Origin of the sequence: Micromonospora sp. TSRI0369 (assembly GCF_001905625.1) — a bacterium.
Taxonomy (GTDB): domain Bacteria; phylum Actinomycetota; class Actinomycetes; order Mycobacteriales; family Micromonosporaceae; genus Micromonospora; species Micromonospora echinospora_A.
On the sequence record NZ_LIVU01000001.1, the window covers coordinates 1,046,960 to 1,071,161 of the forward strand.

28 protein-coding genes are annotated in these 24,202 nt (G+C 72.2%); 12 read left to right on the forward strand and 16 right to left on the reverse strand.

Features of this window, described 5'->3' with window-relative positions; genetic code table 11:
• Positions 1-2: 2 nt before the first annotated feature.
• Together AMK25_RS05130 and AMK25_RS05135 are read right to left on the reverse strand one after the other, a co-directional pair.
• Positions 3-371, reverse strand: coding sequence for a hypothetical protein (locus AMK25_RS05130; RefSeq protein WP_073826963.1), 369 nt, complete (start codon positions 369-371; stop codon positions 3-5).
• 135 nt (positions 372-506) lie between these two features.
• A complete protein-coding gene (locus AMK25_RS05135; protein ID WP_073826964.1) occupies positions 507-1,244 on the reverse strand; it encodes a hypothetical protein in 738 nt (245 codons plus the stop codon).
• Between the two features lie 719 nt (positions 1,245-1,963).
• Here AMK25_RS05135 and AMK25_RS05140 point away from each other — a divergent pair.
• The 4 genes from AMK25_RS05140 to AMK25_RS05155 all read left to right on the forward strand — a co-directional run bounded on the left by AMK25_RS05140 (position 1,964) and on the right by AMK25_RS05155 (position 5,612).
• A complete protein-coding gene (locus AMK25_RS05140; RefSeq protein WP_073826965.1) occupies positions 1,964-3,346 on the forward strand; it encodes a hypothetical protein in 1,383 nt (460 codons plus the stop codon).
• Positions 3,347-3,379: 33 nt separating this feature from the next.
• Complete coding sequence (locus tag AMK25_RS05145; protein ID WP_073826966.1) at positions 3,380-3,958, forward strand: GNAT family N-acetyltransferase; 579 nt, start codon at positions 3,380-3,382, stop codon at positions 3,956-3,958.
• A gap of 86 nt (positions 3,959-4,044) precedes the next feature.
• Positions 4,045-4,254 carry a hypothetical protein gene (locus tag AMK25_RS05150; protein ID WP_143194673.1) on the forward strand — a complete coding sequence of 70 codons (210 nt, stop codon included), beginning with the start codon at positions 4,045-4,047 and terminating at the stop codon, positions 4,252-4,254.
• A 164-nt stretch (positions 4,255-4,418) separates the two neighbouring features.
• Positions 4,419-5,612 carry a hypothetical protein gene (locus AMK25_RS05155; RefSeq protein WP_073826968.1) on the forward strand — a complete coding sequence of 398 codons (1,194 nt, stop codon included), beginning with the start codon at positions 4,419-4,421 and terminating at the stop codon, positions 5,610-5,612.
• A 43-nt stretch (positions 5,613-5,655) separates the two neighbouring features.
• On the opposite strand, the gene AMK25_RS05160 is transcribed toward AMK25_RS05155, so the two are convergent.
• From AMK25_RS05160 to AMK25_RS05175, 4 genes are all read right to left on the reverse strand, one after another.
• Positions 5,656-6,558, reverse strand: coding sequence for a sulfurtransferase (locus AMK25_RS05160; RefSeq protein ID WP_073826969.1), 903 nt, complete (start codon positions 6,556-6,558; stop codon positions 5,656-5,658).
• A gap of 103 nt (positions 6,559-6,661) precedes the next feature.
• The gene (locus AMK25_RS05165; RefSeq protein ID WP_143194674.1) at positions 6,662-8,779 is read right to left on the reverse strand and encodes a hypothetical protein; all 2,118 of its coding nucleotides are present in this window, start codon (positions 8,777-8,779) and stop codon (positions 6,662-6,664) included.
• A gap of 160 nt (positions 8,780-8,939) precedes the next feature.
• The gene (locus AMK25_RS05170) at positions 8,940-9,386 is read right to left on the reverse strand and encodes a hypothetical protein (RefSeq protein ID WP_073826971.1); all 447 of its coding nucleotides are present in this window, start codon (positions 9,384-9,386) and stop codon (positions 8,940-8,942) included.
• A 2-nt stretch (positions 9,387-9,388) separates the two neighbouring features.
• Complete coding sequence (locus tag AMK25_RS05175) at positions 9,389-10,159, reverse strand: SGNH/GDSL hydrolase family protein (protein WP_073826972.1); 771 nt, start codon at positions 10,157-10,159, stop codon at positions 9,389-9,391.
• A 253-nt stretch (positions 10,160-10,412) separates the two neighbouring features.
• On the opposite strand from AMK25_RS05175, the gene AMK25_RS05180 reads away from it, so the two are divergent.
• Positions 10,413-11,897 (forward strand): hypothetical protein, encoded by a 1,485-nt coding sequence (locus AMK25_RS05180; RefSeq protein ID WP_073826973.1) that lies wholly within the window; start codon positions 10,413-10,415, stop codon positions 11,895-11,897.
• A 19-nt stretch (positions 11,898-11,916) separates the two neighbouring features.
• Positions 11,917-13,320 carry a PQQ-like beta-propeller repeat protein gene (locus tag AMK25_RS05185; protein ID WP_073826974.1) on the forward strand — a complete coding sequence of 468 codons (1,404 nt, stop codon included), beginning with the start codon at positions 11,917-11,919 and terminating at the stop codon, positions 13,318-13,320.
• Here AMK25_RS05185 and AMK25_RS05190 read toward each other — a convergent pair.
• The 5 genes from AMK25_RS05190 to AMK25_RS05210 all read right to left on the reverse strand — a co-directional run bounded on the left by AMK25_RS05190 (position 13,304) and on the right by AMK25_RS05210 (position 16,514).
• Entirely contained in the window at positions 13,304-14,482 is a 1,179-nt protein-coding gene (locus AMK25_RS05190) for a WD40 repeat domain-containing protein (RefSeq protein WP_073826975.1), read from the reverse strand. The genes AMK25_RS05185 and AMK25_RS05190 overlap by 17 nt on opposite strands.
• Entirely contained in the window at positions 14,479-15,009 is a 531-nt protein-coding gene (locus AMK25_RS05195; protein ID WP_073826976.1) for a SigE family RNA polymerase sigma factor, read from the reverse strand. Before AMK25_RS05195 ends, AMK25_RS05190 begins: the two co-directional genes overlap by 4 nt.
• 115 nt (positions 15,010-15,124) lie before the next feature.
• Positions 15,125-15,640 (reverse strand): putative immunity protein, encoded by a 516-nt coding sequence (locus AMK25_RS05200; protein WP_073826977.1) that lies wholly within the window; start codon positions 15,638-15,640, stop codon positions 15,125-15,127.
• Positions 15,637-16,182 carry a putative immunity protein gene (locus tag AMK25_RS05205; protein WP_073826978.1) on the reverse strand — a complete coding sequence of 182 codons (546 nt, stop codon included), beginning with the start codon at positions 16,180-16,182 and terminating at the stop codon, positions 15,637-15,639. Before AMK25_RS05205 ends, AMK25_RS05200 begins: the two co-directional genes overlap by 4 nt.
• On the reverse strand, positions 16,179-16,514 hold the full coding sequence (locus tag AMK25_RS05210) for a hypothetical protein (protein WP_443189898.1): 336 nt from the start codon (positions 16,512-16,514) through the stop codon (positions 16,179-16,181). The genes AMK25_RS05205 and AMK25_RS05210 overlap by 4 nt, the downstream gene beginning before the upstream one ends.
• A 95-nt stretch (positions 16,515-16,609) precedes the next feature.
• On the opposite strand from AMK25_RS05210, the gene AMK25_RS05215 reads away from it, so the two are divergent.
• Positions 16,610-17,413, forward strand: coding sequence for a DUF5753 domain-containing protein (locus tag AMK25_RS05215; RefSeq protein WP_073826980.1), 804 nt, complete (start codon positions 16,610-16,612; stop codon positions 17,411-17,413).
• The gene (locus AMK25_RS05220) at positions 17,404-17,598 is read left to right on the forward strand and encodes a DUF397 domain-containing protein (protein ID WP_073826981.1); all 195 of its coding nucleotides are present in this window, start codon (positions 17,404-17,406) and stop codon (positions 17,596-17,598) included. Before AMK25_RS05215 ends, AMK25_RS05220 begins: the two co-directional genes overlap by 10 nt.
• Here AMK25_RS05220 and AMK25_RS05225 read toward each other — a convergent pair.
• Complete coding sequence (locus AMK25_RS05225) at positions 17,540-18,268, reverse strand: class I SAM-dependent methyltransferase (protein ID WP_274534140.1); 729 nt, start codon at positions 18,266-18,268, stop codon at positions 17,540-17,542. The genes AMK25_RS05220 and AMK25_RS05225 overlap by 59 nt on opposite strands.
• Before the next feature lie 68 nt (positions 18,269-18,336).
• On the reverse strand, positions 18,337-18,714 hold the full coding sequence (locus AMK25_RS05230) for a VOC family protein (RefSeq protein WP_073826983.1): 378 nt from the start codon (positions 18,712-18,714) through the stop codon (positions 18,337-18,339).
• A gap of 173 nt (positions 18,715-18,887) precedes the next feature.
• Here AMK25_RS05230 and AMK25_RS05235 point away from each other — a divergent pair, with 173 nt between their 5' ends.
• From AMK25_RS05235 to AMK25_RS05250, 4 genes are all read left to right on the forward strand, one after another.
• Positions 18,888-20,657 (forward strand): proline--tRNA ligase, encoded by a 1,770-nt coding sequence (locus AMK25_RS05235; RefSeq protein WP_073826984.1) that lies wholly within the window; start codon positions 18,888-18,890, stop codon positions 20,655-20,657.
• A gap of 54 nt (positions 20,658-20,711) precedes the next feature.
• Complete coding sequence (locus AMK25_RS05240; protein ID WP_073826985.1) at positions 20,712-21,131, forward strand: CBS domain-containing protein; 420 nt, start codon at positions 20,712-20,714, stop codon at positions 21,129-21,131.
• An 80-nt stretch (positions 21,132-21,211) separates the two neighbouring features.
• A complete protein-coding gene (locus AMK25_RS05245; RefSeq protein WP_073826986.1) occupies positions 21,212-21,637 on the forward strand; it encodes a SufE family protein in 426 nt (141 codons plus the stop codon).
• A gap of 20 nt (positions 21,638-21,657) precedes the next feature.
• On the forward strand, positions 21,658-22,290 hold the full coding sequence (locus tag AMK25_RS05250; protein ID WP_073826987.1) for a DsbA family oxidoreductase: 633 nt from the start codon (positions 21,658-21,660) through the stop codon (positions 22,288-22,290).
• A 36-nt stretch (positions 22,291-22,326) separates the two neighbouring features.
• Here AMK25_RS05250 and AMK25_RS05255 read toward each other — a convergent pair whose 3' ends face one another.
• The 3 genes from AMK25_RS05255 to AMK25_RS05265 are packed head-to-tail and all read right to left on the reverse strand — an operon-like array spanning position 22,327 to position 23,948.
• Positions 22,327-22,875, reverse strand: a complete 549-nt coding sequence (locus AMK25_RS05255) for a YbaK/EbsC family protein (protein ID WP_073827094.1) — start codon at positions 22,873-22,875, stop codon at positions 22,327-22,329.
• 59 nt (positions 22,876-22,934) lie between these two features.
• Positions 22,935-23,132, reverse strand: a complete 198-nt coding sequence (locus tag AMK25_RS05260) for a hypothetical protein (RefSeq protein ID WP_043327658.1) — start codon at positions 23,130-23,132, stop codon at positions 22,935-22,937.
• Positions 23,133-23,168: 36 nt separating this feature from the next.
• On the reverse strand, positions 23,169-23,948 hold the full coding sequence (locus AMK25_RS05265; protein WP_073826988.1) for an SDR family oxidoreductase: 780 nt from the start codon (positions 23,946-23,948) through the stop codon (positions 23,169-23,171).
• Positions 23,949-24,202 lie beyond the last annotated feature (254 nt).

The following is a 24,202-nucleotide window of genomic DNA, read 5'->3' on the forward strand; positions in this document are numbered from 1 at the left end:
GGCTACGACTTGGTCACGTCGAGGCAGGCTTGCACGTTGCGCATCTTCTTGCCGAGGTTGACCAGGCTGCGGGCGGCGGCCTTGAGGTCCTTGGAGGCGGCGCGCATCGCGGCCAGGTTCGCCGCGTCGGCGTGGGGGTTGGCCTTGACCCAGCGGTCGATGGCGCGGGCGACGTGCTCGGCGAGTTCGGCTTCCTTGGTCATCACGCTGCGGAAGTGGCCGACGGATTCGGTCCAGTTCCACGGGTGGGGCTCGTGACCGACGCCGGCCGTGTCGAGCTGATAGTTGGTGTACTTCAGCGACGTGCTGATGCCGTCGAGCATGTCCCGGACCGTCACGACCCGGCCGCTGGTGTCCCTGGCAATCGCCACGACCACTCCTCAGATGGTTCCCGGGGTGGCCGCGCACGGCGCGGGAGACGCCGCGCGCGGCCACCGGTTCGGATGAAGGTGGCCCGCACGGGCAGGATGAAGCGGCTTCAGGTGCCGCGCGGCCACCGGTTCGTCTCAGCGCAGCGGGGCCAGGGTCCGCTCGATCCAGGGCACGCGCATGCCGGCCAACTCGCGGCGCATGACTTCGACGTCGGTGCCGAAGGGCACGACGCAGCCGCCGGACATGTTGGGCGCGCCCTGGCAGGCGTGGACCAGCCTGCCGCCGAGAGCCGCGTGCGCGAGGATGCTCTCGCGTCGCCGCAACTCGTTGAACCAGGTGCCGTGATACAGCTCGTCGAGCACTTCAGCGGTCGCCTTGTCCAGATCGTAGACCACCCGGGCAGCGGCGCACAGCATCCAGGCAGGGGAAACGTTGCTGATATGCCCGTCCAGCTCGACCCGGTTCAGCGCCATCAGGGTGCCGCACTCGCGCAGCATCCGCAGCGTCCCGTCGGGCACAAAGTCCAGCCCGGGGTCCTGCAGGTGCTCCTCGCGGAACATGTAGGCGTACACGTCGTGCGCGGTGCGCAGCACCTGCGCCGGGTCGCTGGTGGAGTAGCCGTGCTCCTTGACGAAGTCCAGCACGAGCTGCTCAATGGTCAGGTCTTCGCTCTCCACCGCCGGGAGCAGCTCGTCGCGGACCCGCTGCCAGTCGCACAGCAGCCAGCTCGGGTTCTCGTAGCGGAAGAAGAACTCCTCCGGCCTGATCGTCAGTGTCGGTCCGTCGATGGTGATGCCCGGGATGCGCTCCCAGGTCTTGGTGAACGGCGTGGGCAGGTCGACCTTGATAAGGTCGGCAGTGGCTACCGTCATCGCGGCAATTCCTCTCCAAGTGGGATGTGGCCGTCTGCGGTGGTCGGGCGGTCCTGCGGAGCTAGCCGGCTGGCAGGGCCGCCACTACGAGCAGTGGTGTCCGTCGCGGCGTTTCTCACCTCCTTCTCCCGGCCTTGACTCGGCGTCTGCTGCGGGCAGCCGTGCCGTCGTCAGCACGCCGATCGACCTGTGTCGCCCTTCGCTGGCCGACGTGGCCGAGGTGGAGGCCGCGCCGACAAATAGACCGGGCGTCGGGTCACCCAGCCGTGCTGGCGGCGCGGCCACCTCATCACCCGGCAGCGCGGAGCCGCAGTCACGCACCGCCGGGGAAACTCCGAACACAGTGAGCGTGGCCGGTGAGGGTGACGAGCGCACGACACGCTCCGCGAGCAACGCAGCTCGGTGGCACATCTGCCTCACCCCATTCGACGTGCGCTTTTACGCGGCGCTGCTCGCCCCTGGGGGCCGAGAGCTTGTCCCAACGCTGCTGTCGGTGGATGCAACGGTGCGTGGCCGCGTAGATGCGTTTGGTCTTGCATCGGAGTCTGGCGATGAGCACCATGCCGTTAGAAGCGCACAGCCGGGCCGGATCACTGCCGTTGAGCTGTCATAAGGGGGACATCGACCGGCCTTATCGCCAGCCGGGGCCCGCAGGACTGGTTGCCGCACGGCGAACGGTCCTACCGTCATGGCTAGATCCGTCCGGAAAGGGGCCGGGGATGTCGGAACAGAGACTCACGCTGCTCGCGGTCCTCATCGACCGCGACGAGCGCACCCACAGCGAGATCGTGGCGAGGTTCGAACGGTGCGCACGCGACAACGACGAAGACGCCACCCTCAGCGTGCGCACGCTGAGGCGGTGGATCGCCGGTGACGTGCAGACCGCTCCGCGCCCGTCGCAACGCCGCGTGGCCCGCCTGTTCTGGGGCTACCCGATGGCCGACCTGCTCGCACCCGCCCCCGCCGGGCTGGTGCCGGCGCCGCCGACAAGCGGAGCGGTCACCGCTGCGCCTGTCGGCCCCACCTCGCCTACTCCGCTGGCGGAACCACTCACACCAACGGACGAGCCTGGCCGCTCGTCGGACCCCCTAGAAAGGCAGGTTGCGATGGCAACGCGGCGCGCAGCACGATTCGCCACATTCGCTGAAATCGACAACGTCGGCCCGGAGACGATCGCCCAACTCCGCGACGACGTCGTCCACCTCGCCAACGCCTACATCCACGACCCGCTCGCCTCAATCATGAGCGACCTCCTCGCAGAACAGGAAGCCGTCTTCCAACTCCTGGAAGGCCGGCAGAAGCCGACCCTGAGCCGGGACCTCTACCTGCTGGCCGGAGTCGTGTCCGGCCTGATCGCCAAAGCAAGCCAAGACCTCGGCCGCTTCCACGAAGCCATGACCCACGCCCGCACCCTGTACGTGTGCGCCGACAACGCCGACCACCAGGGACTTCGAGCCTGGGCACGCGGCCTGCAAAGCCTCATCGCCTACTGGGCCGGCCGCCCCCAAGAAGCAGTGCGCTACGCACAAAGCGGCGCCGAGTACGCCGCCAACGTCACCGGCTCCGTCACGTCGTGGCTACCCGCCCTGGAGGCCCGCGCCTGGGCGCTCATGAACTCCCCCGACGACGCCAACCACGCACTCGGACGAGCCGCAGACCAACGAGCCGCCCACCGACCCGACGACCTTGACGCCATCGGCGGCCTGCTCGCCTTCCCGCAGGCCAAGCAGAGCTACTACGCCGCGGGAACGTACGTCTACCTCGACGGCGAACACGACCGGGCCCAGTCCGAGGCGCTGGCCGCCCTTAACCTGTTCGAGCACGGCCGCCCAGAAGACCGCTCCTTCAGCGACGAGGCAGGCGCCCGCGCCGAACTCGCCCTCGCCCGCGTCAACGCCGGCCACGTCGACGGCGCCAAAGAAGCACTCGCTCCCGTCCTCGAACTCGAACCCGACCGGCGCATCGGCGGCATCCTCACCAGCGCCACCCGCGTCCACCAGGCGCTACGCGGCCGGCACCACGCCCAATCCCCGGTAGCACGACACCTGCGCGAGGAGATCGAAGCGTTCTGCCGCGTCCCCGCCGCCGCCCTCCCCGCCTGACCGACACACACCAACCCGACTACCGTCATCGTCGTGTTCCCCGTAACGATCACCGGTCCCCGCCTGACCCTGCGCGAGTTCCGGACCAACGACCTGGACGCCTCGATGGCGGTAGTCGGCGACCCCGAAGTCACCCGCACCCTCAGCTTCGAGCCCCGTAGCCGGGCAGAACAGACCGAACGCCTGGCACAAGACATCGAGCGGGCGCAGGCAGAACCTCGGCCGGACTACTACCTCGCCGTGGCCAACAACGCCGACCTGCTCATCGGGTTCATCCGCATAGGGCTCGGACGCGACCACAGCGGCGAACTCGGCTACGCCATCCGTCGCCGAGACTGGGGCAGAGGCTACGCCACGGAGGCCGCCACCCTCATGCTCGACTTCGGCTTCAACACCCTGCGGCTCCACCGCATCCAAGCAGCATGCGGCCCGGACAACCACGCCTCCCAGCGCCTGCTCGCCCGACTCGCCTTCACTCCCGAAGGCCGCATCCGAGACCACGTCTTCACCAACGGCGCCTGGAGGGACTCCCTCCTGTACTCGATCCTCGATCACGAGTGGAAGAGCCTCTTGTCGTCTGATGACGCAATGCCTCGGACTGCCGCTGGGTAGATCCCCGGCACAGCGGCGAACCTCTCGGAAGAACCCGACAAACTCCAACGGCCTACATGTCAGGCGTCAGCCTTACCCTCCATGCCATGACGACTTGGCTGTACGCCTACGACGGCGGGAAGCCATTCGCGTGGACATCAGATGGCCGCGACTACTGGATCGTCGGTGGCAGTACCTGGTGGGCGCGGCGGGATGGCAAGTGGCTTTACTCCCCGCGCGGCCGCGTCGTGGGGTACTTCGACGGCCAGACGGTGTACGACAGTGACACGCACCGACCTGCCTACTTCGTGGGCTAAACCCGACGTCCGCCGCGATCCCTGGAAACCGACCCCGCTGGCTTTTATAGGTCCTTGACTACCGTCAAGAGCCAGTGCCACGACGCGCTGCGCCGGCTGCGCGACGTGGTGCCCGCACCCGGTGGATCCGGCGACGGCCTGGCCGCCGGAAGGGAGGTGAACCCGTGAACGAGACGGAGCTGACCCGGCTGCTGACCCGGGCCACCGAGGAGATCCGCCCGAGCCGGCCGGCCGCCGCCGGATGGGAACGGGCCGGCCAGGTCCGTCGTGCCCGCCGCGCCGCCGCGGCCGCCGCCGTCGCCGTGGTCCTGGTCGGCGGCGGTACGACGGCGCTCCTGCACCACTCCGGCCCGCCCCCCGCGGCACCGCCCAGCCCGGCCGTGACCTCCGCCCCGAACGCGCCGGTCGTGCAGCGGCCCCCGGACCGGCTCGGCGAGGCGGGCGACCCGCTCGGCCGGCTCGGCGACCGGGTCCGCGCCGCTCTCTCCGCCCGCCCGGTGAGCCGGGCGCTGGCGCTGTACCAGCCGGTCGACCCGGCCACCGGCGAGGCGGGCCCGGTCCGGGTGCTGGGTGACGACGGCATCGTCCGGGAACTCGACGTGGTCACGCTCGCGCCCACTCGCGACGCCGGGGGCAACGAGGCGACGGCCCTCAAGCCGGGCAGCCTGTCGCCGGACGGCCGGACCGCCGCGTTCGCGCAGACCGGCGAGGTGGTGGTGGTCGACCTGACCGACGTCGGGGTCCGCCGCTATCCGCTCGCGGGCTATCTGGAGCACGTGGTCTGGGTCGGTGACCGGCTGATCGTCGGGGACAACGACACCGCGTACGAGCTGGACCGGCGCACCGGAGCGACGCGGAAGCTGGCTGTCGATCCGTGGACGCTCGTCGTACCCGAGCCGGACCGGTCCGGCGACCTGCTCACTGTGGGCGGCTGGTCCGGGGACGGCGGCCTGGCCGTACGCCGGTTCCCCGCCGCCGGCGGCACACCGGAGCGGCGGCCGGTGACCACCGGGGCGCTTCCCCCCGGCTACCGCCTGGACGAGGTCTACGGGCGGGGCTGGCAGCGCGGCGACCGGATCGGCCAGGCCGGATGGACCACCACCGCCAGTGGCGCCGGCACCTCCAGCGGGGGCGAGGGCGTGGCGGTGCTGGACGCCCGCACCGGCGCGGTGACCCGCCTGCTCGACCTGGGCCGGGAGGGCCGAGCCAAGGGGTGCTGCGAGGTGTACGGCTGGACCGCCGACGGCGAACTGCTGTTCCGCTACGACGCCGGTCTGGCCCGGTGGCGACCCGAGACCGGCGCTGTCGACCGGGTGGCGGACAACGTGCCCGGCAGCCTGTCGATCGCCGCCCGCTGACCGGCCGGCCCCACCGTCGGCACGGCGGGACCGGCCGGGACGCTCAGCGCGTCAGGCCGCCGGGCTGGTCGCCCTTCACGACGGGGGCCCGCACCAGGTTGCCCCACTCGGTCCACGAGCCGTCGTAGTTGCGCACCTGCGGGAAGCCGAGCAGGTGGTGCAGCACGAACCAGGTGTGGCTTGACCGCTCACCGATCCGGCAGTACGCCACCACGTCGTCCGACGGGCTCAGCCCGAGCTGGTCGGCATAGATCGCGCGCAGCTCGTCGGCGGACTTGAACGTGCCGTCGTCGTTCGCGGCGGACTTCCACGGCTTGCTCACCGCTCCCGGGATGTGCCCGCCACGCAGCGCGCCCTCCTGCGGGTAGTCCGGCATGTGCAGCATCTCGCCGGTGTACTCACCGGGCGAACGCACGTCCACCAGCGGCCGCCCCGCCTCCACGTGCGCCATGACCTGCTCCCGGTACGCGCGGATCGGCGCGTCGTCGCGCTCCGGCACCGGGTACGAGGCGCGGGGCCGGCTCACCTTGTCCCGGGTCAGCTCCCGTCCCTCGGCGACCCACTTCTGCCGACCGCCGTCGAGCAGCCGCACGTCCGGGTGACCGAAGAGGGAGAAGACCCAGAGGGCGTACGCGGCCCACCAGTTGAAGTTGTCGCCGTAGAAGACGACCGTGTCGTCCCGCCCGATGCCCTTTGCCGCGCACATCTCGGCGAAGCTCGCGGCGTCCAGGTAGTCGCGGGTGACCTGGTCGTTGAGTTCGGTGTGCCAGTCGACCTTGACGGCGCCGGGGATGTGGCCGGTGTCGTAGAGGAGCACGTCCTCGTCGGACTCGACAACCACGAGCCCTTCGTCGCCCAGGTGCTCGGCCAGCCATTCGGTGGTGACCAGGCGCTGCGGGTCGGCGTACGACTGGAGGTGGGGATGCGGATCGCTCGGCACAGGCATGATCCCCAAGGTACGCCGGATCCGGAGCCACGGATGTGACACCGGCCCCACCGCCTCGGAAAAGTGGTGGGGCCGGTGCGGTCAGGCCGCTGCTGCTCTGCGGCTACTCCGCCGACTGGACCTGCGGCTCGTCGTTCACCAGGAACGTCCAGACCTGCTCGGGCGAGCGGGTGCCGTCCGCGGTGACCCCGACGACAGTGAGCGTGTGCGTCCCGCCCTCGGTGGGCGTCCAGCTCACCGTCGCCCGGTTACCCGTCTCGACGCGCTGCTCGACGCCGTCGTCGAACCGGTAGAGGAACGCCACCGTCGTGGTGAGTTGCGACGTGAACCGGAACTCGCCCGGCTGGCCCGGACCGCCGGTGGGCACGTCCGTCCGGTACGGGTCAGCGGTGACGGCGGGGCGCAGGTCCCGCACCCGGAAGGACAAGGTCGCCGCCTCCGACTCGGTGCCGTCCCGGCTCACGCTCCGCACGACCAGGTTGACCACGCCCGCCTCGGTCGGCGCCCAGGTGACCGACGCGGTGCCGTCGGCCTGCGCGGCCACCACCTTCTGGTCCTCGCCGGTGAACTGGTAGCGGTAGCTGACCGTGTCGGGCAGGCGGGGGGTGAAGGTGAAGACGCCCGGAATACCCTGCCCTCCGCTGGGGATGGGCAGGTAGACGGTGGCCGAGACCTTCGGCGCGGTCGGCAGGGTGAACTGCCGGCTGCTGGTGGCCTCCACGCCGCCGGCCGTGACGCTGGTGACGGTCAGGGTGCGGGAGCCACCCCGGGTCGCGGTGACGGTGATCGCGGCAGAGCCGTCCGCCGCGGCGTCCACCGTCTGCTCGGGGTCGCCGTCGAGGGCGTAGCGGTAGCGCACCACGCCGTCCATCTGCGGACGCAGCTGGAACGTGGCAGGCACCCCGATCTCGCTCAGCCGTCCCTCCACGACCGGCGACACGTCCGAGGCGCGGAACGTGTACTCGGTGGTCGCCGAGCGGTTGCCGACCGCGTCGAGGCTCCACACCCGCAGGGTGTTCGGGCCGCTGTCCGGGGTGAGCGTGACGGTGGCCGTGCCGCCCGTCCGGTCCGCGTCGATCGTCTTCTCGACGCCGGAGTCCAGCGAGTAGCTGTACCGCACCACGTCGGCGGCGCCGTTGGCGGTGAAGGTGAACTCGCCGGGCAGAGCCGGGTACCACCCGTCGTCGTCGGGGAAGTCGGTCGACGTCACGACGGGCGGCGTGGCCGGCCCCTGGACGTCGAGGCGGAAGTAGCAGACCGGGCTCCACTCACCGGCGGCCCGGCTGTCCGCCGCCCGCATCTGCCAGGCGTACGTCCGGTCGTGCTCGAACGGCGACGGATAGATGGTGTCGTAGCGGCCGACGGCCCGCTCGCCGTCGCGCGCGTAGTCGGTCTGCTCGATCCGCGCCTCCGGCTGGTCGACCGGCCAGGCCGCGAAGGAGACGGTGAGCTGGTCCGTGCCGCCGCTGTCGTTGCGGTCCCGGTCGTGCACCACTCCGGAGGGGACGGGGTAGCGGATGACCTGGTACGGCTCGGTGGTGGTGCACGCCGTGCCGGTCTCGCTCCGCAGGTCGGTCGGCACGCCGGGGCGGAAGTTGTAGTCGATCGAGATGCCGACCTTGCTGGCGTACTTCCGGGCCAGTGCCGGGTCCCGCTCGGCGTCGGCGGGCAGCCGCAGCGAGAGGGTCAGCGTCGACCGGCCCTCGGCGAGCGCCTGGCGCAGCCCGTCGATCGCGTCGAACTCCACCCGGGGCGCCGGGCAGACGGTCTGGTCGGTGAGCTGGCGGCTGTCGACCAGCCCCAGGTCGGCCGGGGGGTTCCGCCAGCTCGACCGGGTGGTGTAGGCGGCGGTACGCCGCAGCTCCACCACGGGACGTCTGGTGCAGTCGCCGCCCGCCGTCTCCTTCACGTCGAGGACGGCCGACTGGATGTCCGCTCCCCGGTAACGGGAGATGTCGAACGTGAAGTAGGCGCGCGAGGTGTGCGGGCGGCCCTTCTCGTCCTTCCAGGTGCCGACCGGCACGTCGCCGGGACGGTCGACGGTGATCGTGGTGGGCGAGTGCGAGTCGGTCCAGGCCCACGAGGTGTTCGTCTCGTAGCGGATGTCGTACGCGGCTGCCGGCGCCGCGGTAGCGGCCACCGCTCCGGCCGCGACCACTATCGACAGCGCGGCGGCGAGCACGCTTCGCCGGCCGGTTCGACGTGGATTTCTGTCAGGCATGAGGGTCATCCCTCATCCACCTTTCCCCGATTTCGCCCCGTACTCGATCGACGGGGGTAGCGGATGCTATCCAGTGGGGCGGACATCGGGCGATCCCGATAAGCGGATGACCGGACACATCGGACGATCCGGCGGTGAAGGTCCAGCCGTCCGGCGGGGGTCAGGCGCGGCGGTGCACCAGGCGCCCGGCGACCACTGTGGCCAGGCAGGAGCCGTCCGGGCCGAACACGGCGAGGTCGGCCCGCCCGCCGGCCACCAGCGCGGGCGGCCGCACGCCGGGCAGCACCGCCACGTCGTTGCGGGCGGCGGCGGCCCGCAGCGCCGGATCGGCCACGTGCTCCTCGACCACCGCCGCGACGCCGAGCCGGAACAGCGCGTGCACCCGCTCGCGCGGCGTGGGCGCCGGAGGCAGCGGGCCGTCGTGCACGAGCGCCGGCCCGAGCGTTCCGGCCCACCGCCGCACCCGCACCCCGGGGTACGCGCCGGGAAGCTCGTCCGTCGGCACGATCGCCTCGACCCGGTCACCGGCGACCACGACCGCCCACCCGGCTCGGGGTGGGTCGTCGGGTGTCAGCCGCAGCAGGTCGGCGGCGTGGACGGTACGCACGCTCAGTCGAAGTCGACCGGCCTGAGCACCGGACGCTTCGCGGTGATGAAGTCGCCGGACGAGCGCCCGGTCAACCGGCGCCTGATCCACGGTGCCAGGTGCTTGCCGGCCCAGCGCAGGTCGGCGGCGCGCGCGGCCAGCCACGGGCTGGGCGCCGGGTGCGGCGGCACCAGCAGCCACTCCTCGTCGCAGCCGACGCCGAGCGCGGTGAGCACCTGCGCGGCGACCCGGCGGTGGCCCTCCGCGGAGAGGTGAATCCGGTCGGTGCTCCAGAGCAGCGGGTTGAGGTAGGTGTCGTCGGCGTACAGGTCGACCAGGATCGCGCCGTGCCGCTCGGCCACCTCGCCGACCACCCGGTTGAGCAGCGCCACGCGCGGGGCCATCATCCGCTGGCCGGGCAGCCGGGACATCACGTCGGCGAACCGGAACAGCACCACGTCGCTGCCGACGGACCGCAGCCGCTGCACGACCGCGTCGAAGCGGGGGACGAAGGCGTCCGGGTCGAAGCTGCGGCGCAGCACGTCGTTGCCGCCGGCCGCGAAGCTGATCAGGTCGGGCTTCATGGCCAACGCGGACGGCACCTGCTCGGCCACCACGTTCGGGAACAGCCGACCGCGGATGGCCAGGTTGGCGTAGCCGAAGTCGGGCCCGGCCTCGACAGCCAGACGGGTGGCGACCAGATCGGCCCAGCCTCGATAGCTGCCGTCCGGATACGCGTCGTCCATGCCCTCGGTGAAGCTGTCGCCCACCGCCACGTAGCTGCGCCAGCGCACGGCGCCTCCCTCAGACGTCCCGGCAGAAGTGCGTCGCACAGTCTGTCACCGCACGGACCGGTCCCGCTGGCCCTGGACGCCGGACGTGGCGGATGTCTCGACGTCCTGTGCGCGACAGCCACCCCGGGGACAAAAGCCCCGACACGTCCGGGCGGGGCAGAATCCGTCGTCCGGACCGGGGATGATGTTTGCCGTCATCCCGCCGGGCGGAACCGTCCGGCTGGTCCCGCACCCGGCACGAGTGAGGAACCACATGACGCAGGGGCACCCACCGGCGGCAGGTTGGCCGTCGCCCGGCAACGCCGACCCCCGGTACGGCGCACCACTGCCGCCCGCGCAGCCGGTGCCGTGGGGGCCGCCGCCCCCGGCCCCGAAGTCCCGCCGTGGGCTCTGGATCGGGCTCGCGGCGGGTGCGCTCGCGCTGGCGGTCTGCGCCGGCACAGCGGTGGGCGTCGGGCTGAGCCTGCGCGGCGACGACGAGGACGGCCCGGCGCCGAAGGCCGCAGCCGGCGCGAACGGCGTCACCGTCACGGACGCCGAGCTGACCGCCCTGCTCGACCGGCACAGCCAGGCGCTGGCGGCGAAGGACCTGGACGGCTACCTGGCCGCGTTCGACCCGGCCCGCAGGGAGCTGATCGCCGGGCAGACCCAGCTGTTCCGCAACCTGGGCAAGTTGCCGCTGTCGGTGGCCCGCTACGAGACGATCGAGAAGCAGGGCCGCGTCAGCGACGCCTTCGGGCAGGGCGTCACGTTCCAGCTCGACGTCTCCTTCGTGCACCAGCTGGACGGCTTCGACCTGGCGCCGGTCGCCGAGTGGTACCGCTGGACGATCGTCCGCGACGGCAAGGACGCGCCGATCCGGGTCACCGCGGTGACCGGCGCGCCGGCCGGCGGCAACGGCGACTCGAAGACCGTCTACTACCCCGGGCCGTGGGACAAGTGGCAGGAGATCCATGTCGAGCGGACCCCGTTCGCCCTGATCATCACCGACGCGGCCCGGGCCGACGTGGCGAAGCGGTACGCCCCGGCCGTCGACAAGTCGGTGACGAGCAACCTGGCCGTGTGGCGGGCCAACGCGCCGCCCGAGCCGGTGTCGGACAAGTTCGTCGTCACGCTCGCCGCCGGCAAGGAAGAGATGACCTCGCTCTACCGGATCGGCACCGAGAAGGCCACCGAGGCGGGCTACTCGGTGGGCATGGTCGCGGCCGAGCGCAAGGACGGCAAGACCACGATCGGCGGCACCCGCATCGTGGTGGACACCAGAGATCGTTACTTCACCCGCTCCGGCGGCGACAACGACGCCCACATGGTGTTGCGGCACGAGATCGCGCACTCGCTGATGACGCCCCGCACCGACCCGGCCGCCATGGACGAGTTCAGCAAGCTCGACGAGTGGGTGGTCGAGGGCTTCGCCGAGTACATCGCCTTCCACGGCCGCCCGCTGTCCGCCAGCGACCGCACGGCGCAGGCCCTGCAGTTGGTCCGCAACGGCTGGAACGGCACGCTGCCCAGCAACGGCGACTGGGAGAAGAGCGGCCTGCTGACCTTCCACTACTGGCTCGGGCACACCGCGATGAACCACCTCGCCGAGAAGCACGGCGAACCGAAGCTGTTCCGCTTCGTCGAGGCGGTCTACGCCGGCACCCCGACCGACCGCGCCGCCCGGGACGTGCTCGGCGTGTCGCTCGACGAGTTCCAGGCCGGCTGGGCCGACTACGTCCGCGAACTGGCGGGCTGACCGAAACGGGAGACGACCGATGACGTATCAGCACCAGCAGTACCCGCCGCCCGCGTACCCGCCGGTGGGCCGCCCGGGTCCGGGGGGTGCGCCGCCTGCGGCGCCGAAGCGGCGCGGGCGCGTGGCGTTGCTGGTGGCCGGTGGACTGGTGGCCGTGCTCGCGGTCGCGGCCGGCACCGCCTACGGCGTGTCCCGGCTGGTCGGCGGCGGTGACGACGACGGGAAGAAGCTGCGTACCGCGTGGGTGCTCGACTTCCCGGAGTTGCAGCGCAACGGACTGAAGACGTACGACGGGCAGGACATGTTCGGCGCCTGGCTGGTCGGCGACGCGGTGGTCCGGGCCCAGCCGGACGGGATCATCGCCTACCGGCTCGGCGACGGCGGCCAGGCGTGGGGCGTGCCCGCGCCGCAGGCGGCCTCGCTGTGCGCTGCCGCGCAGACCCTCGCCGAAGGGCGGGGTGTGGTGGCGCTCGGTCCGGCCGACTCGTGCGACACGCTCGTCGGGTTCGACGCGGCCGGTGGCACGCAGACGTGGCGGGTGACGTTCCCTGTCGAACGCCGGGCGGGCCGGTCCGAGACCGTCGCCCCCGACCTGTCGGTGGCCGCCGGGCAGGTGGTCGTCCGCAGCGGCGAGAGCGTCCTCGGCTACTCGCTGGCCGACGGCAAGCGGCTGTGGCAGACCGACGCCGACCGGCTGCTGCCCGGCCGTGACTGCCGCCTGACCGACGCGCAGGCCGCCGGGGACCAGGCGGTGGTCACCGCGCGCTGCGACGGCGACCAGGGCGCGCTGCTCGGCCTGGACCCGGCCACCGGCAAGCCACGCTGGCAGCAGAAACTGCCCGCCGCGCAGCAGAGCGACGGGGTGCTCAGCGTCGACCCGCTGGTCAGCCGGCCCGGCCTGAGCACCGAGACGTTCGTCGCGCGCGACGCCACCGGCAAGGAGCGGGCCACGTTCGGCAACCCCGTCGACGGTACGCGGTTCAGCGACCTGCCGGTCAACCGCTCCAACACGGTCAGCGGGCCGGAGATCCGGCCGTACCTGACCGACGCGGACACGCTCTACCTGCCGACCGAGTCCTCTCCGGTGGGCGACAAGATGCGCCAGGCCAACCAGGTGGTGGCGATCGACCTGGCCACCGGGAAGCGGCGCTGGGTGTCGGCCGGGCACACCGACAGCGAGGTGGAACTCGTCCGCCTCGACGAGCAGGGCCTGCTGGCGTGGGAGGTGGGCGACCGGAGGGATCTCGCTCCGCGGCTGGTCCGGATCGATCCGGCCACCGGGAAGGTGAGCGTGGTGGCCGAGGCGCCGCTGTCGGCCGGCACCGAGGGCAGCGACGCGAAGGTGCTGGAGCGCGACGGCACTGTGGTGCTGGTGCCGTGGAAGCACGTCACCGCGGACGCGGCGATCACGGTCCTGCGGTGATGATCTGCATGTCCCGCAGAGCCGAGGGCTCCGTCCGCTCGGTGATCTTCCTGCCGGTCGCGTCCACCAGTACCACCACGTAGCGGTCACCGCTGCGGACCCGGACCACCATCGACCCGTCCGGCTGGAAGAAGACCTGCCGCAGTTGACGTCCCTCCAGCGGCAGCGACACCTCCTCGCCGGTCCGGGTGTCGAGCACGGCGTTGACGAGAAGCTCCCGTGCGGCGTCCCCGTACGTGCCGTTCCGGTCGATCCGCAGGAGCGCGAGCCGCCGTCCGTCGGGGGAGAGACTGGACAGGTCGAAGGAGACGTACCGGCTGCCCTTGGCGCCCAGGCCCGGCACCGTCCGTCGGTTCCTGCCGTTCCGGTCGGTGAGGACGATCGTGCCGTCGGAGCCGTCGGCGAACGCCAGTGTCCCGTCCGCCGCGAACACGGCGTGACAGCCGTCGAGGCCCGTCACCCTGGTGAACTTCCCGGACGAGACGTCGAGCACGCCGGTGGCCGGGTCGTCGCCGGCAGCGTTCAGACGCACGACGAGCTGCTGCGATTTCGGCAGCCAGACGGGTGACCAGCAGATGTCGTCGACGCCGTCCCGGAGCTTGCGCCGCCCCGAGCCGTCGAGGGCCGACACCCACACCGCACCGGTCGTCTCGACCCAGGCCACCCTCTTTCCGTCGGGTGACACCGAGACGTTTACCTGCGCCGGCCCGTACGGGAGCCCGAGCAGGCGGACCGGATCGTCGCCCGGTCGCCAGGACTGAAGCCGGACGGTGCTCGTCGGGGACGGGGCGTTCGCCAGGTCGGACGGGCCGTAGACGAGCCGCCCGAAGGTCGCGTCACCGTTCGGCCCCTCGCCGGTGGTTTCGCTGGACCCGGCCGACGGCGTGCTCGACGGCTCGACGGACGGGGTCGCAGTGGGCTCGACCGGCGGGGCGGTGACGGTGACCGACGGCCCGGCCGGCACGGGCGTCTGACTGTTCGGCCGGATCGCCAGTGCCGTTCCGGTCGCGGCGGCCAGCACCACCAGCACGGCGGCGGAGGTGGCGGCGGCCCGCCGGATGCCGAGCCGCCGCGAGGTACGCAGTGCCCGGTCCCGCAGGTCGACCGGGGTGACCTCCTCGGCCAGGTCGGCCAGGTCGAAACGCAGTCGGTCCTGGTTCATCGGGCGGTTCCTTCCGTGACGTACAGCTCGGCGAGCTCCGGTGCCACGCTGCGCAGCTTCGTCAGCGCCTTCGAGGTCTGGCTCTTGACGGTGCCGACTGTCACGCCGAGCAGCTCGGCGGCCTCGGTTTCGGTGCGGTCCTCGAAGAACCGCAGAACCAGCACGGCCCGCTGTTTGGGAGAGAGCCGGGACAGCGCGGCCCGAAGGGTCAGCCGGAGCGTGGTCTGCTGGGCGTGGTCGAGTGCCGAGTCGCCTCCGCGCGGCTCGGGCACGTCGCCCGGCATCGACTCGGCCACCCGGCGACGTCGCCACCAGGAGACCTGCAGGTGGTACATGACCTTCCGGGTGTACGCCTCCGCGTTGCCGGTCTCGTGCAACCGGTTCCAGGCACGGTGCGTACGGGCCAGGGCGGACTGGACGAGATCCTCGGCCAGATGCTGGTCGCCGGTCAGCAGGTAGGCGGAGCGCAGCAGCGCGGGCGTACGAGTTCGCACGAACAGGTCGAACTCAGTCAGGAGAAGATCCACACGAGCCGGTCCTTGGGGTCAGGTGGTGCACCAGCGTGACGCCTTCCGAGACGCCACCCGCCCACGCCATGGTTGCCGCCGCCCGTGGCACTTTCCCGACAGGACCCGGCCGGCGTCAGCAGTCGAAGACCGACCAGCAGATGTCGTTGCGCAGCCGCTGGTCGTCCAAGACCAGCTCGCGGATCTCGGCCGGGAGCTGGTCGCGCTGCCACCGGCACTCGGCCCGCCCGGCCACGTCGCCGCGACCGGCGGGCGCCGCAGCGCGTACCGCCTTGATCGCGTACGCGGCGGCGCCGAGTTCGTGCGCGGCGACGTGGGCCACGACGGCGGCCTGTCCGGCGGCGTACGCGGCGTTGCGGGCCGCCCCGCGCAGGTCCCGGGCCCCGCCCATGGCGTGACCCCCGGCCGCGCGCGCCTCCATCATCCTGACCTCGCCCCGCACCCAGGCCCGGGCGTACGCGATCGCCTCGCGCGGACGGCTGTCGTCCGGCCGGACCGCCTCGAACAGGCCGAGGACGTGCTCGGCGCAGGTGGCGGCCCAGAGCGCCAGCAGGTGGTGGTGCTCGTCGGTGAGCGTCCCGCCCCGGCGGATCGTGGTGAACCGGGGATCGCGGACCTTCGGCAGGATCACGACGCGGCCTCGCGGTGGCGCAGGTCGTGGTCCAGTTTGCTCATCAGCCGGGCCACACGGCTGCCGCCGCCGGTCAGGGGCGGATAGCGGCGGAGCACGTCGACGAGTGCGGGCGTGGCGAGCTGCCGGTACCGGACCAGCATCGCCTGCCCGACGGTCTCGTCGCCGCCGGCTTCCAGTTCGGCGACGCGCGCCGCGTTCGCGGCGGCCCGCAGGATGTGGCCGACCTGGGTGGCCTTCGCGATCGGGTGCAGGTACGCGGCCGCCGCGGCGTCACCGGCGGCCCGCGCGGCCAGGCGCGCGGACTCGGTGGGCGCGGACCGGGCGGCCCGGTGCGCGTCGAGGGACGTGACCCGCTGGAGTTTCGTCCGGGCCGCACCGCGCGCGAACGTCCAGGCCGCGTCGATCGCCGCGCGGGGACGCGGGTCGTCCGGAACCGCCCGCTCGTAGACCGGGAGGACGTCCTCCGCGTGCCGGACCGCGTACCGCGCCACCTCGCGCAACTCGTCCACCGTCAGGTCGAAGTCCCCGGGCGCTGTCATGTCGCGGGCATCGTATCGGCGATGCCCCGCCGGTACGGGCCCCAGCCAACGAACCTCTCGAACAGGTCGCGCGGGGTCGGCCCGTCGTGCGGGTTGAGACGGAACAGGTCGTGGGTGGCCTCGTGGTAGAGCCCGGACAGGTAGACGGCCAGATCGACCGGGTGGTCCGCGTACTCGGCCTTGAGCAGCAGGCGGGCCGGCGCGCAGGGCCACGGTCCGCCGCAGGCGCGGCAGAGCCAGAGCGGCCGGATCGGCAGGTGGGCCTGGTGGTCCGGCGGGTAGGGGCGCGGCCGATCGGGGTACGGCCCGAGCCGCGGTACGGGAAGGTTCACGCGTGACAGTCTGCTGATCAGGGCACTACTCTCGGAAGTCGTCGCGGCCGGTCCGGGGAGAGGCCGGGAGACCGGCCGCAGTCTGAGGAGAGCGTGTGGAGAACGAGCCGACCGCCGAGCTGATCCGCGCGCAACTGCGGCGGCTTCGGCTGCGGGCCGAGCTGAGCCAGGAGGAGTTCGGGAGGCTGGTGCACTTCTCCGGCTCCCAGGTGTCGGCCGTCGAGCTGGGCCACCGGCCGCTCGACCGGTTCTTCCTCGCCCGGGCCGACGAGGTGCTGGGCACCGGCGGGCTGTTGATGTCGCTGCTCAAGCTCGCCGAGCGCGACGGCCAGCCGAGCTGGTTCCGCCCCTGGCTGGAAGCCGAACGCCAGGCGCAGCAGTTGCGTACCTACCAGCCGACCCTGGTGCCCGGACTGCTCCAGACCGAGAACTACGCCCGCGCGATGATCCGCACAGATGACCTGATCACCGATGACGAGGTGGAGCGGCGCCTCGGAGTGCGGCTGGACCGGCAGTCGATCCTCTCCGACCCGGGCCGCCCGAGGTACATCGCCGTGATCGAGGAGTCCGTCCTGCGCCGCGCCGACGAGGGCTACCGCGGGCTCATGGCCGAGCAGATCGCGCACCTCATCGAGTGCGCCGAGCACCCGCACATCGGCATCCACATCGTGCCGACCTCGGTCACCATGCACGTCGGCCTGGTCGGACCATTCGCGCTCGCACGGGCAGCGGACGGCGGCTGGGTGGGGCATCTGGAGAACCAACTCGGCGGCGTCGTGATCGACAAGGACGAGGACGTGGCTATCCTGCTGTCCAGATGGGAGAGTGTCCGCAGCGAGGCACTACCGCGCCGGCAGTCGGTCGAGCTGATGAAGGACGTGATGACCTCATGGAGCTGACCGGAGCGATCTGGCGGAAGTCCACCCGCAGCGGCACCCAGGGCGACTGCGTCGAGGTGGCGGACAACCTGGCCGGGGTGGTCGGGGTGCGGGACAGCAAGGACCCGGCCGGACCGGTGCTCACCTTCACGCCCGACGCCTGGCGTGCCTTCGTCCGGGTCGGTTGGGGCCGCGCGTCGCGCTGATCAGCACCGTGTGCTTGCGCACCCGGAAGGCGCCTTCGGCGTCGATGCGAGCCTCGACCGCCGCACGCCCGGCCGACTCCTGCGCGGCGGTGAGCGGCCCGATCATGCTAGTGATGTACGCCAGGATCGGCTCCGCGGCGGGCACCGCCAGCTCGTCCGGGTAGCGCTCGACTGTCACGTCGGTGAAGTGGGCGGCGACCCGGGCCGGTGTGGTCTCGGCGGTGACGTCGTTCTGGTGCAATCCGACCGCCAGGCCGGGGCGCCCGATCGCCGGGCCGAGCGCGTCCAGCTCGACCATGTGGTCGCGGCCGTTCACGGCGACGGCGAGTCGCCCGCCGGGACGTAGCACCCGCGCGAACTCGCGCAGCGCGGCGTCCGGGTCGTCCAGGTGGTAGAGCATGCAGTTGGCGATCACCGCGTCCGTGACGCCGGCACGGAACGGCAGGTGCGTGGCGTCGCAGCGCAGCACCCGGGCATCGGGCACCTCGCGCAGCCGCTCGCACATGGCGGGCGAGAAGTCGGTGAGGGTGAGCCGGCCACGATGGCTCACGCGGTGCCACAGCTCGCCGGTGCCGGCCCCGACCTCCAACACGTCCCCGCCCAGCGGCAGCCGCTCGCCGAGCCACGCGAACCAGCTCTGCGGGTTCGTGCCGTACGAGTGCAGCGCCATGCGAGCGGTCAGGTTATCGGTCGTCGTCGCGTACTGGCTGGTCGCGCGTGCCGACGCGGTGGCGCCCGTCATGAGAGGTAGAAGCAGAACGGGTGACCGGCCGGGTCGAGGAGCACCCGGACGTCGTCCTGCGGCTGGAAGTCGGGCAGCGTCGCGCCGACCGACACCGCGTATTCCACCGCCGCCTCCAGGTCGTCGACCTTGATGTCCAGGTGGACAGACATCTGCTGGTCGCCGGGACCGGCCGGCCACACCGGCCGCACGTAGGCCGGCTCGTCCTGGAACGCCAGCCAGTGGCCGCCCTCCGGCGGGGCGAGGAGGACCCAATCGGGTTCCTTCTCGCGCCGGGTCCAGCCGAGCAGCCGCTCGTAGAACGCGGCCAGGTCCTCTGCGGACGGCGCGTCCAGCACCGTGGTCGTCAGCTTCATCAGCGGTCGCTCAGCCATGCCGCATTCCTACCCGGCACCCGCGACATTTGCTGGCCCGTCCGCACCATCTCGGCGAGGTGGCGGCATCCGACTGGTGTCGATGCCGCCACCTCGCCGAGCCGGCGACGATCGGTCCGCACGGACACCGAAAGGGGTCGCCCGGCCCTCCGCTCGCGCCGTACGCTGCGGCAATGCTGCTGCGCATGTCGACCCTGCTGCTCCGGACCCTGCGCGAGGACCCGGCCGACGCGGAGGTGCCGAGCCACCGGCTGCTGCTGCGCGCCGGATACGTCCGCCGGGCCGCGCCGGGCGGCTACACCTGGCTGCCGCTGGGCAAGCTCGTGCTGGACCGGATCACCGCGATCGTGCGGGACGAGATGACCGCGATCGGCGACCAGGAGGTGCACTTCCCGGCGCTGCTCCCGGCCGAGCCGTACCGGACCAGCGGGCGGTGGACCGAGTACGGGGACGACATCTTCACGCTCGCCGACCGCAAGGGCGCCGACCACCTGCTCGCGCCGACCCACGAGGAGCTGGCCGCGCTGCTGGTGAAGGACCTGTTCACCTCGTATCGGGACTTCCCGGTGACGCTGTTCCAGATCCAGACGAAGTTCCGCGACGAGGCCCGTCCCCGGGCCGGTCTGCTGCGCGGGCGCGAGTTCCTGATGAAGGACGCCTACTCGTTCGACCTGGACGACACCGGGCTCCAGGCGGCGTACGACCGGCACCGGGCCGCCTACGAGCGCGTCTTCACCCGGCTCGGGCTGGACTTCACCACTGTCCACGCGATGTCCGGCGCGATGGGTGGGTCCGCGTCGGAGGAGTTCCTGGCCGCCACACCGGTCGGTGAGGACACGTTCGTCGGCTGCACCGCCTGCGACTACGCGGCGAACACCGAGGCGGTGGTGACCCGCGCCCCGGCCGCCGGTGACCCGGACGCGCACCCGCCCGCCGAGGCGCACGACACCCCGGAGACGCCCACCATCGCGGCTCTGGTCGAGCTGGCCGAGGCCCGGAAGCTGGGCGGGTGCGCCGACTGGACCGCTGCCGACACGTTGAAGAACGTGGTCCTCAGCGTCCGCCGGCCCGGCGCCGAGCGGGCCGAACCGCTGGTGATCGGTCTGCCCGGTGACCGGGAGGTGGACCTCAAGCGGGTCGAGGCGGTGCTGGCCCCGGCCACCGTGGCGGTCTTCGAGGACTGGGACGCCCACCCGGAGCTGGTCCGCGGCTACATCGGGCCGCAGATCCTGGCGAAGCACGGCATCCGCTATCTGGTCGACCCCCGCGTGGTGCCCGGCACCGCCTGGCTGACCGGCGCGAACGAGCCGGGCCGGCACGCCACCGACGTGGTGTGCGGGCGCGACTTCGTACCGGACGGCACGATCGAAGCGGCCGAGGTGCGCCCCGGTGACCCCTGCCCGGCCTGTGACGGGGGCGAGCTGACCATCCGGCGGGGCATCGAGGTCGGGCACATCTTCCAGCTCGGACGCCGGTACACCGACGCGTTCGCGGTCGACGTCCTCGGCCCGGAGGGCAAGCCGGTCCGGCCCACGATGGGCTGCTACGGCATCGGCGTGTCCCGGGCGGTCGCCGCGGTGGCCGAGCAGCACCACGACGACCGAGGGCTGGTCTGGCCCGCGGCTGTCGCGCCGTGCGACGTACACCTGGTCGCCGCCGGGAAGGGGCCGCAGCTCGACGCGGCGCTCGACCTCGGCGGGCGCCTCGCCGCCGCCGGCCTGCGCGTGCTCGTCGACGACCGCACCCACGTCTCCGCCGGGGTGAAGTTCACCGACGCCGAGCTGATCGGCGTCCCGCGCGCCGTCGTGGTCGGCCGCCGCCTCGCCGACGGGTACGTGGAGCTGCGCGACCGGGCCAGCGGCGAACGGATCGAGGTGCCGGTGGAGGACATCGTGGAGCGTCTGCGCGACGAGGTCGGCGCGACGCGCCACAACGGGGTGTAGCGAACGCGGCACCGGGTACCGCAGACGGATCGACCGAAGTGTTCGGAGGCTCTCATGTACCGCGTCAGTGACGTGATGACCAGGCAGGTGATCTACCTCCCGGCAGAAACCCCGCTGGACGAGGCGGCCCGGGTGATGAAGGAGTCGGACATCGGCGACGTGGTGGTGACCGACGGCGCCACGCTCGCCGGCATGCTCACCGACCGCGACATCGTGGTGCGGGCGGTGGCCGAACGCGCCGACCCGGGCACCACCACGATCGGCTCGATCATCACCCGTGAGGTGGTCATGATCGAGCAGCACTGCACGGCGAACGAGGCTGCGGCGCTGATGCGCGAGCGCAACATCCGGCGCGTGCTGGTCTGCGACAACGACCGCAAGCTCGTCGGCATCGTCTCCCTCGGTGACCTCGCCATGCAGCTCGACCCCCAGTCGGCGCTCAGCGACATCAGCGAAGCCCCGCCGAACGCGTGAGGGCGGTGCCCCGCTCGCGTGACGTGGGGCACCGCCACCACCGTCGCGTGACGGCGCGCGGCGGCGGATAGCCTCGACTCATGCCCGAGATGCCGACCAAGCTGGCCGAGATCGTGGACGAGTTCGCCGCCGCACCGCGCGACGTCGTGCTGGAAATGCTGCTGGAGTTCGCCGACGTGATCCCGCCCCTGCCCGAGGGGGTGGACCGGGCCGAACTGGAGCAGGTCCCCGAGTGTCAGACCGCGTTCTTCCTGCGTGCCGAGGTGAACGCGGACAAGACGGTGAGCACTGTCTTCGACTGCCCGCCGGAGGCGCCCACCACCCGCGCGTTCGCCGGCATCCTCGCCGAAGGGCTGGCCGGGGCGAGCGCCGAGGAGGTGCTGGCCGTACCGGATGACCTCTACCAGCGGATGGGCCTGGCCCAGGCGATCAGCCCGCTGCGGGTACGCGGCGGCACCGCCATCCTGGCCCGGCTCAAGCGCCAGGTCCGGGAACAGATCGCCTGACCGGCGGGTTGTCGCTGGTCATGGACATCGAGATCTACGCCGACGTGGTCTGCCCCTGGTGCTGGATCGGCAAGCGCCGACTCGAACAGGCCCTGGAGGCGTACGACGGCGACGTGACGGTCCGGTTCCGGCCGTTCCAGCTCGACCCGACGCCGGTCACCGAGCCGAAGCCGCTGCTGGAGGCGCTGGGCGACAAGTTCGGCGGGCGGGACAAGGCCGAGGGAATGGCCGCGCACGTCACGGGCGTCGCCGCGGGCGCGGGTCTGGACCTGCGGTTCGACCGGGCGGTGGCGGCGAACACGTTCGACGCGCACCGGCTGGTGCGTTTCGCCACCGAGCGCGGCCGCTCCGCCGAGATGGTCGAGCGGCTCTACCGGGCGCACTTCCACGACGGCGTCGACGTCGGATCGATCGACGCGCTCGTCACGCTGGCCGGCGAGGCCGGTCTGGACGAGACCGAGGCGCGGCAGTACCTGGAGTCGAACCTCGGCCGCCGGGAGGTCGCGGCCGACCTGAGCGACGCGCACCAGCTCGGCGTCTCCAGCGTGCCGACGTTCGTGCTGGCCGGAAAGTACGCGGTCACCGGCGCCCAGGAGCCGGAGACGCTGCTCGCCGCGTTGCGCGAGGTGGCGCAGCGCGAAGCGGCAGCCTGATGTTTCACGTGGAACAAGATCGATGCGGATGAGGACCTAGGCCGGCTTGGCCAGGTCCTCCACCACCCTCGCCCCGGGCAGCGCGCCGAGCGCCGGCCCGGGCAGGGCGATCTTGCTGTGCCGTACGCCCGATCCGATGATCACGTGCGGGGTGGCGATCACCCGCGAGTCGACGAGGATCGGCCAGTCCGCCGGCAGCCCGATCGGCGTGATGCCGCCGTACTCCATTCCGCTCAACTCGACCGCCTCGGCCATCGGCGCGAAGCTCGCCTTGCGCACGTCGAGCAGCTTGCGGACCACACCGTTCACGTCGGCGCGGGTGGTGGCGAGCACGACGCAGGCCGCGTACCGGGTCTCGCCGCCGCGCTTGCCGGCGACCACCACGCAGTTGGCCGACTCCGCCAGTCCCACCTGGTACGCCTCGCAGAACGCGGCGGTGTCGGCCAGGTCGGCGTCGATCGGGGCGACGAGCACGTCGTCCACGTCCACCGGGGCCCCGGCCGGCCACTCCTGCAGCGCCGCGGCGACCGGCGGGGCCAGCAGGTCGAGCCGTGCCCGGGCCGGCTCCGTCTTCAGCGTCCCCATCATGTCGCGATCCTCGCACCCGCCCCGCGGATCGACCCTCCGGGCCCCGCCGCCGCCCCTCAGTTGGGATTGCTGAGGAACGCGTTCTCCTGCGCGAAGTCCCGGTTCTCGGCGGTGGTGAGCTGCCGACGGCGCAGCACCTCGGGACGGTTCGCCTCGGCGTCCTCGATGCCGTGCCGGACGCCGACCCGGATCACGCCGTAGAGGAAGACGAAACCGAAGACGTAGAGGAGCACTGTGGCGACGAAGACCAGCATGCGGTCACCGTAGGCCGGTGCGGATCCGACCGGATCTCATCTTCCGCCGGTTCCCCCGTACGTGTCCGCGAGGTAGTCGGCCCAGGTGCGGGTGCCGGTCGGCGTGGCCGTCGTGGTGAGTCCGCCGCCGCGCAGTTCCCGCCCGAGCCGGCCGGGAATCCGGACCGGCAGCAGCGGCCGGCGCACCCGCCGGGCCGCGAGCCAGGTGCGGGCCGCCTCGTCGAAGCGCAGCACCTGCGGCCCGGCGAAGTCCTCGACCCGGTGCGACGGCCCGGCGAGCAACATCACCGCCAGCCGGTCCGCCACGTCGATCGGGTCGACCGGCTGGGCGAGTACCGCCCGGTCCCCGATCACCGGCCCGAGACGGCTCGCGCCTTTCAGCAGCTCCGCCAGGAACTCCGGGAACTGGGTCGCGCGCAGCACGCTCCACGGCACCGACCCGGCGGCCACCACCTGTTCGGCCGCGAGCTTGTGCCGGTAGTAGGCGATCGGCACCCGGTCGACGCCGACGATCGAGACGTACACCAGGTGACGGACCCCGGCGTGGTCGGCGGCCACTGCCAGCCGGCGGGTGCCGAGCACGTCGACCTCGTGGGTACGCCGCTGCGGCGACGAGGCCAGGTGCAGCACCGCGTCCACCCCGGCGACCGCCTCCGCCAACCCGGCGCCGGTGGCCAGGTCGGCGGTCACCCACTCGACCCCGTCTCCGGTACGGGGCCGGCGGCTGACCGCCCGGAGCGTGAAGCCCTCGTCCCGCAGCCGGGGCACCGCCACCCGCCCGAGCCGTCCGGTCGCCCCGGTCACCAGCACCCGCATCGCCACTCCTTCCAACCGCGTGCAGCCGCCACACCGCGGCTCCACTGTGGGACGGGACGCCGACCCGGATCGTGACAGCGACCCGCTCGACGGCACTCCACCCGATCCTGCGCCACCCGACGGCCCTCCCGACCCGGATCGCCCCACCCCAGCCCGCGCACCGGCCTTCCGCTCCCCATCGATGCTGACCAAGGAGTTCGGGTCGGATCACGTCGCCTGACACAAACTCCTTGATCAACCAGCAGAGGCGGGGG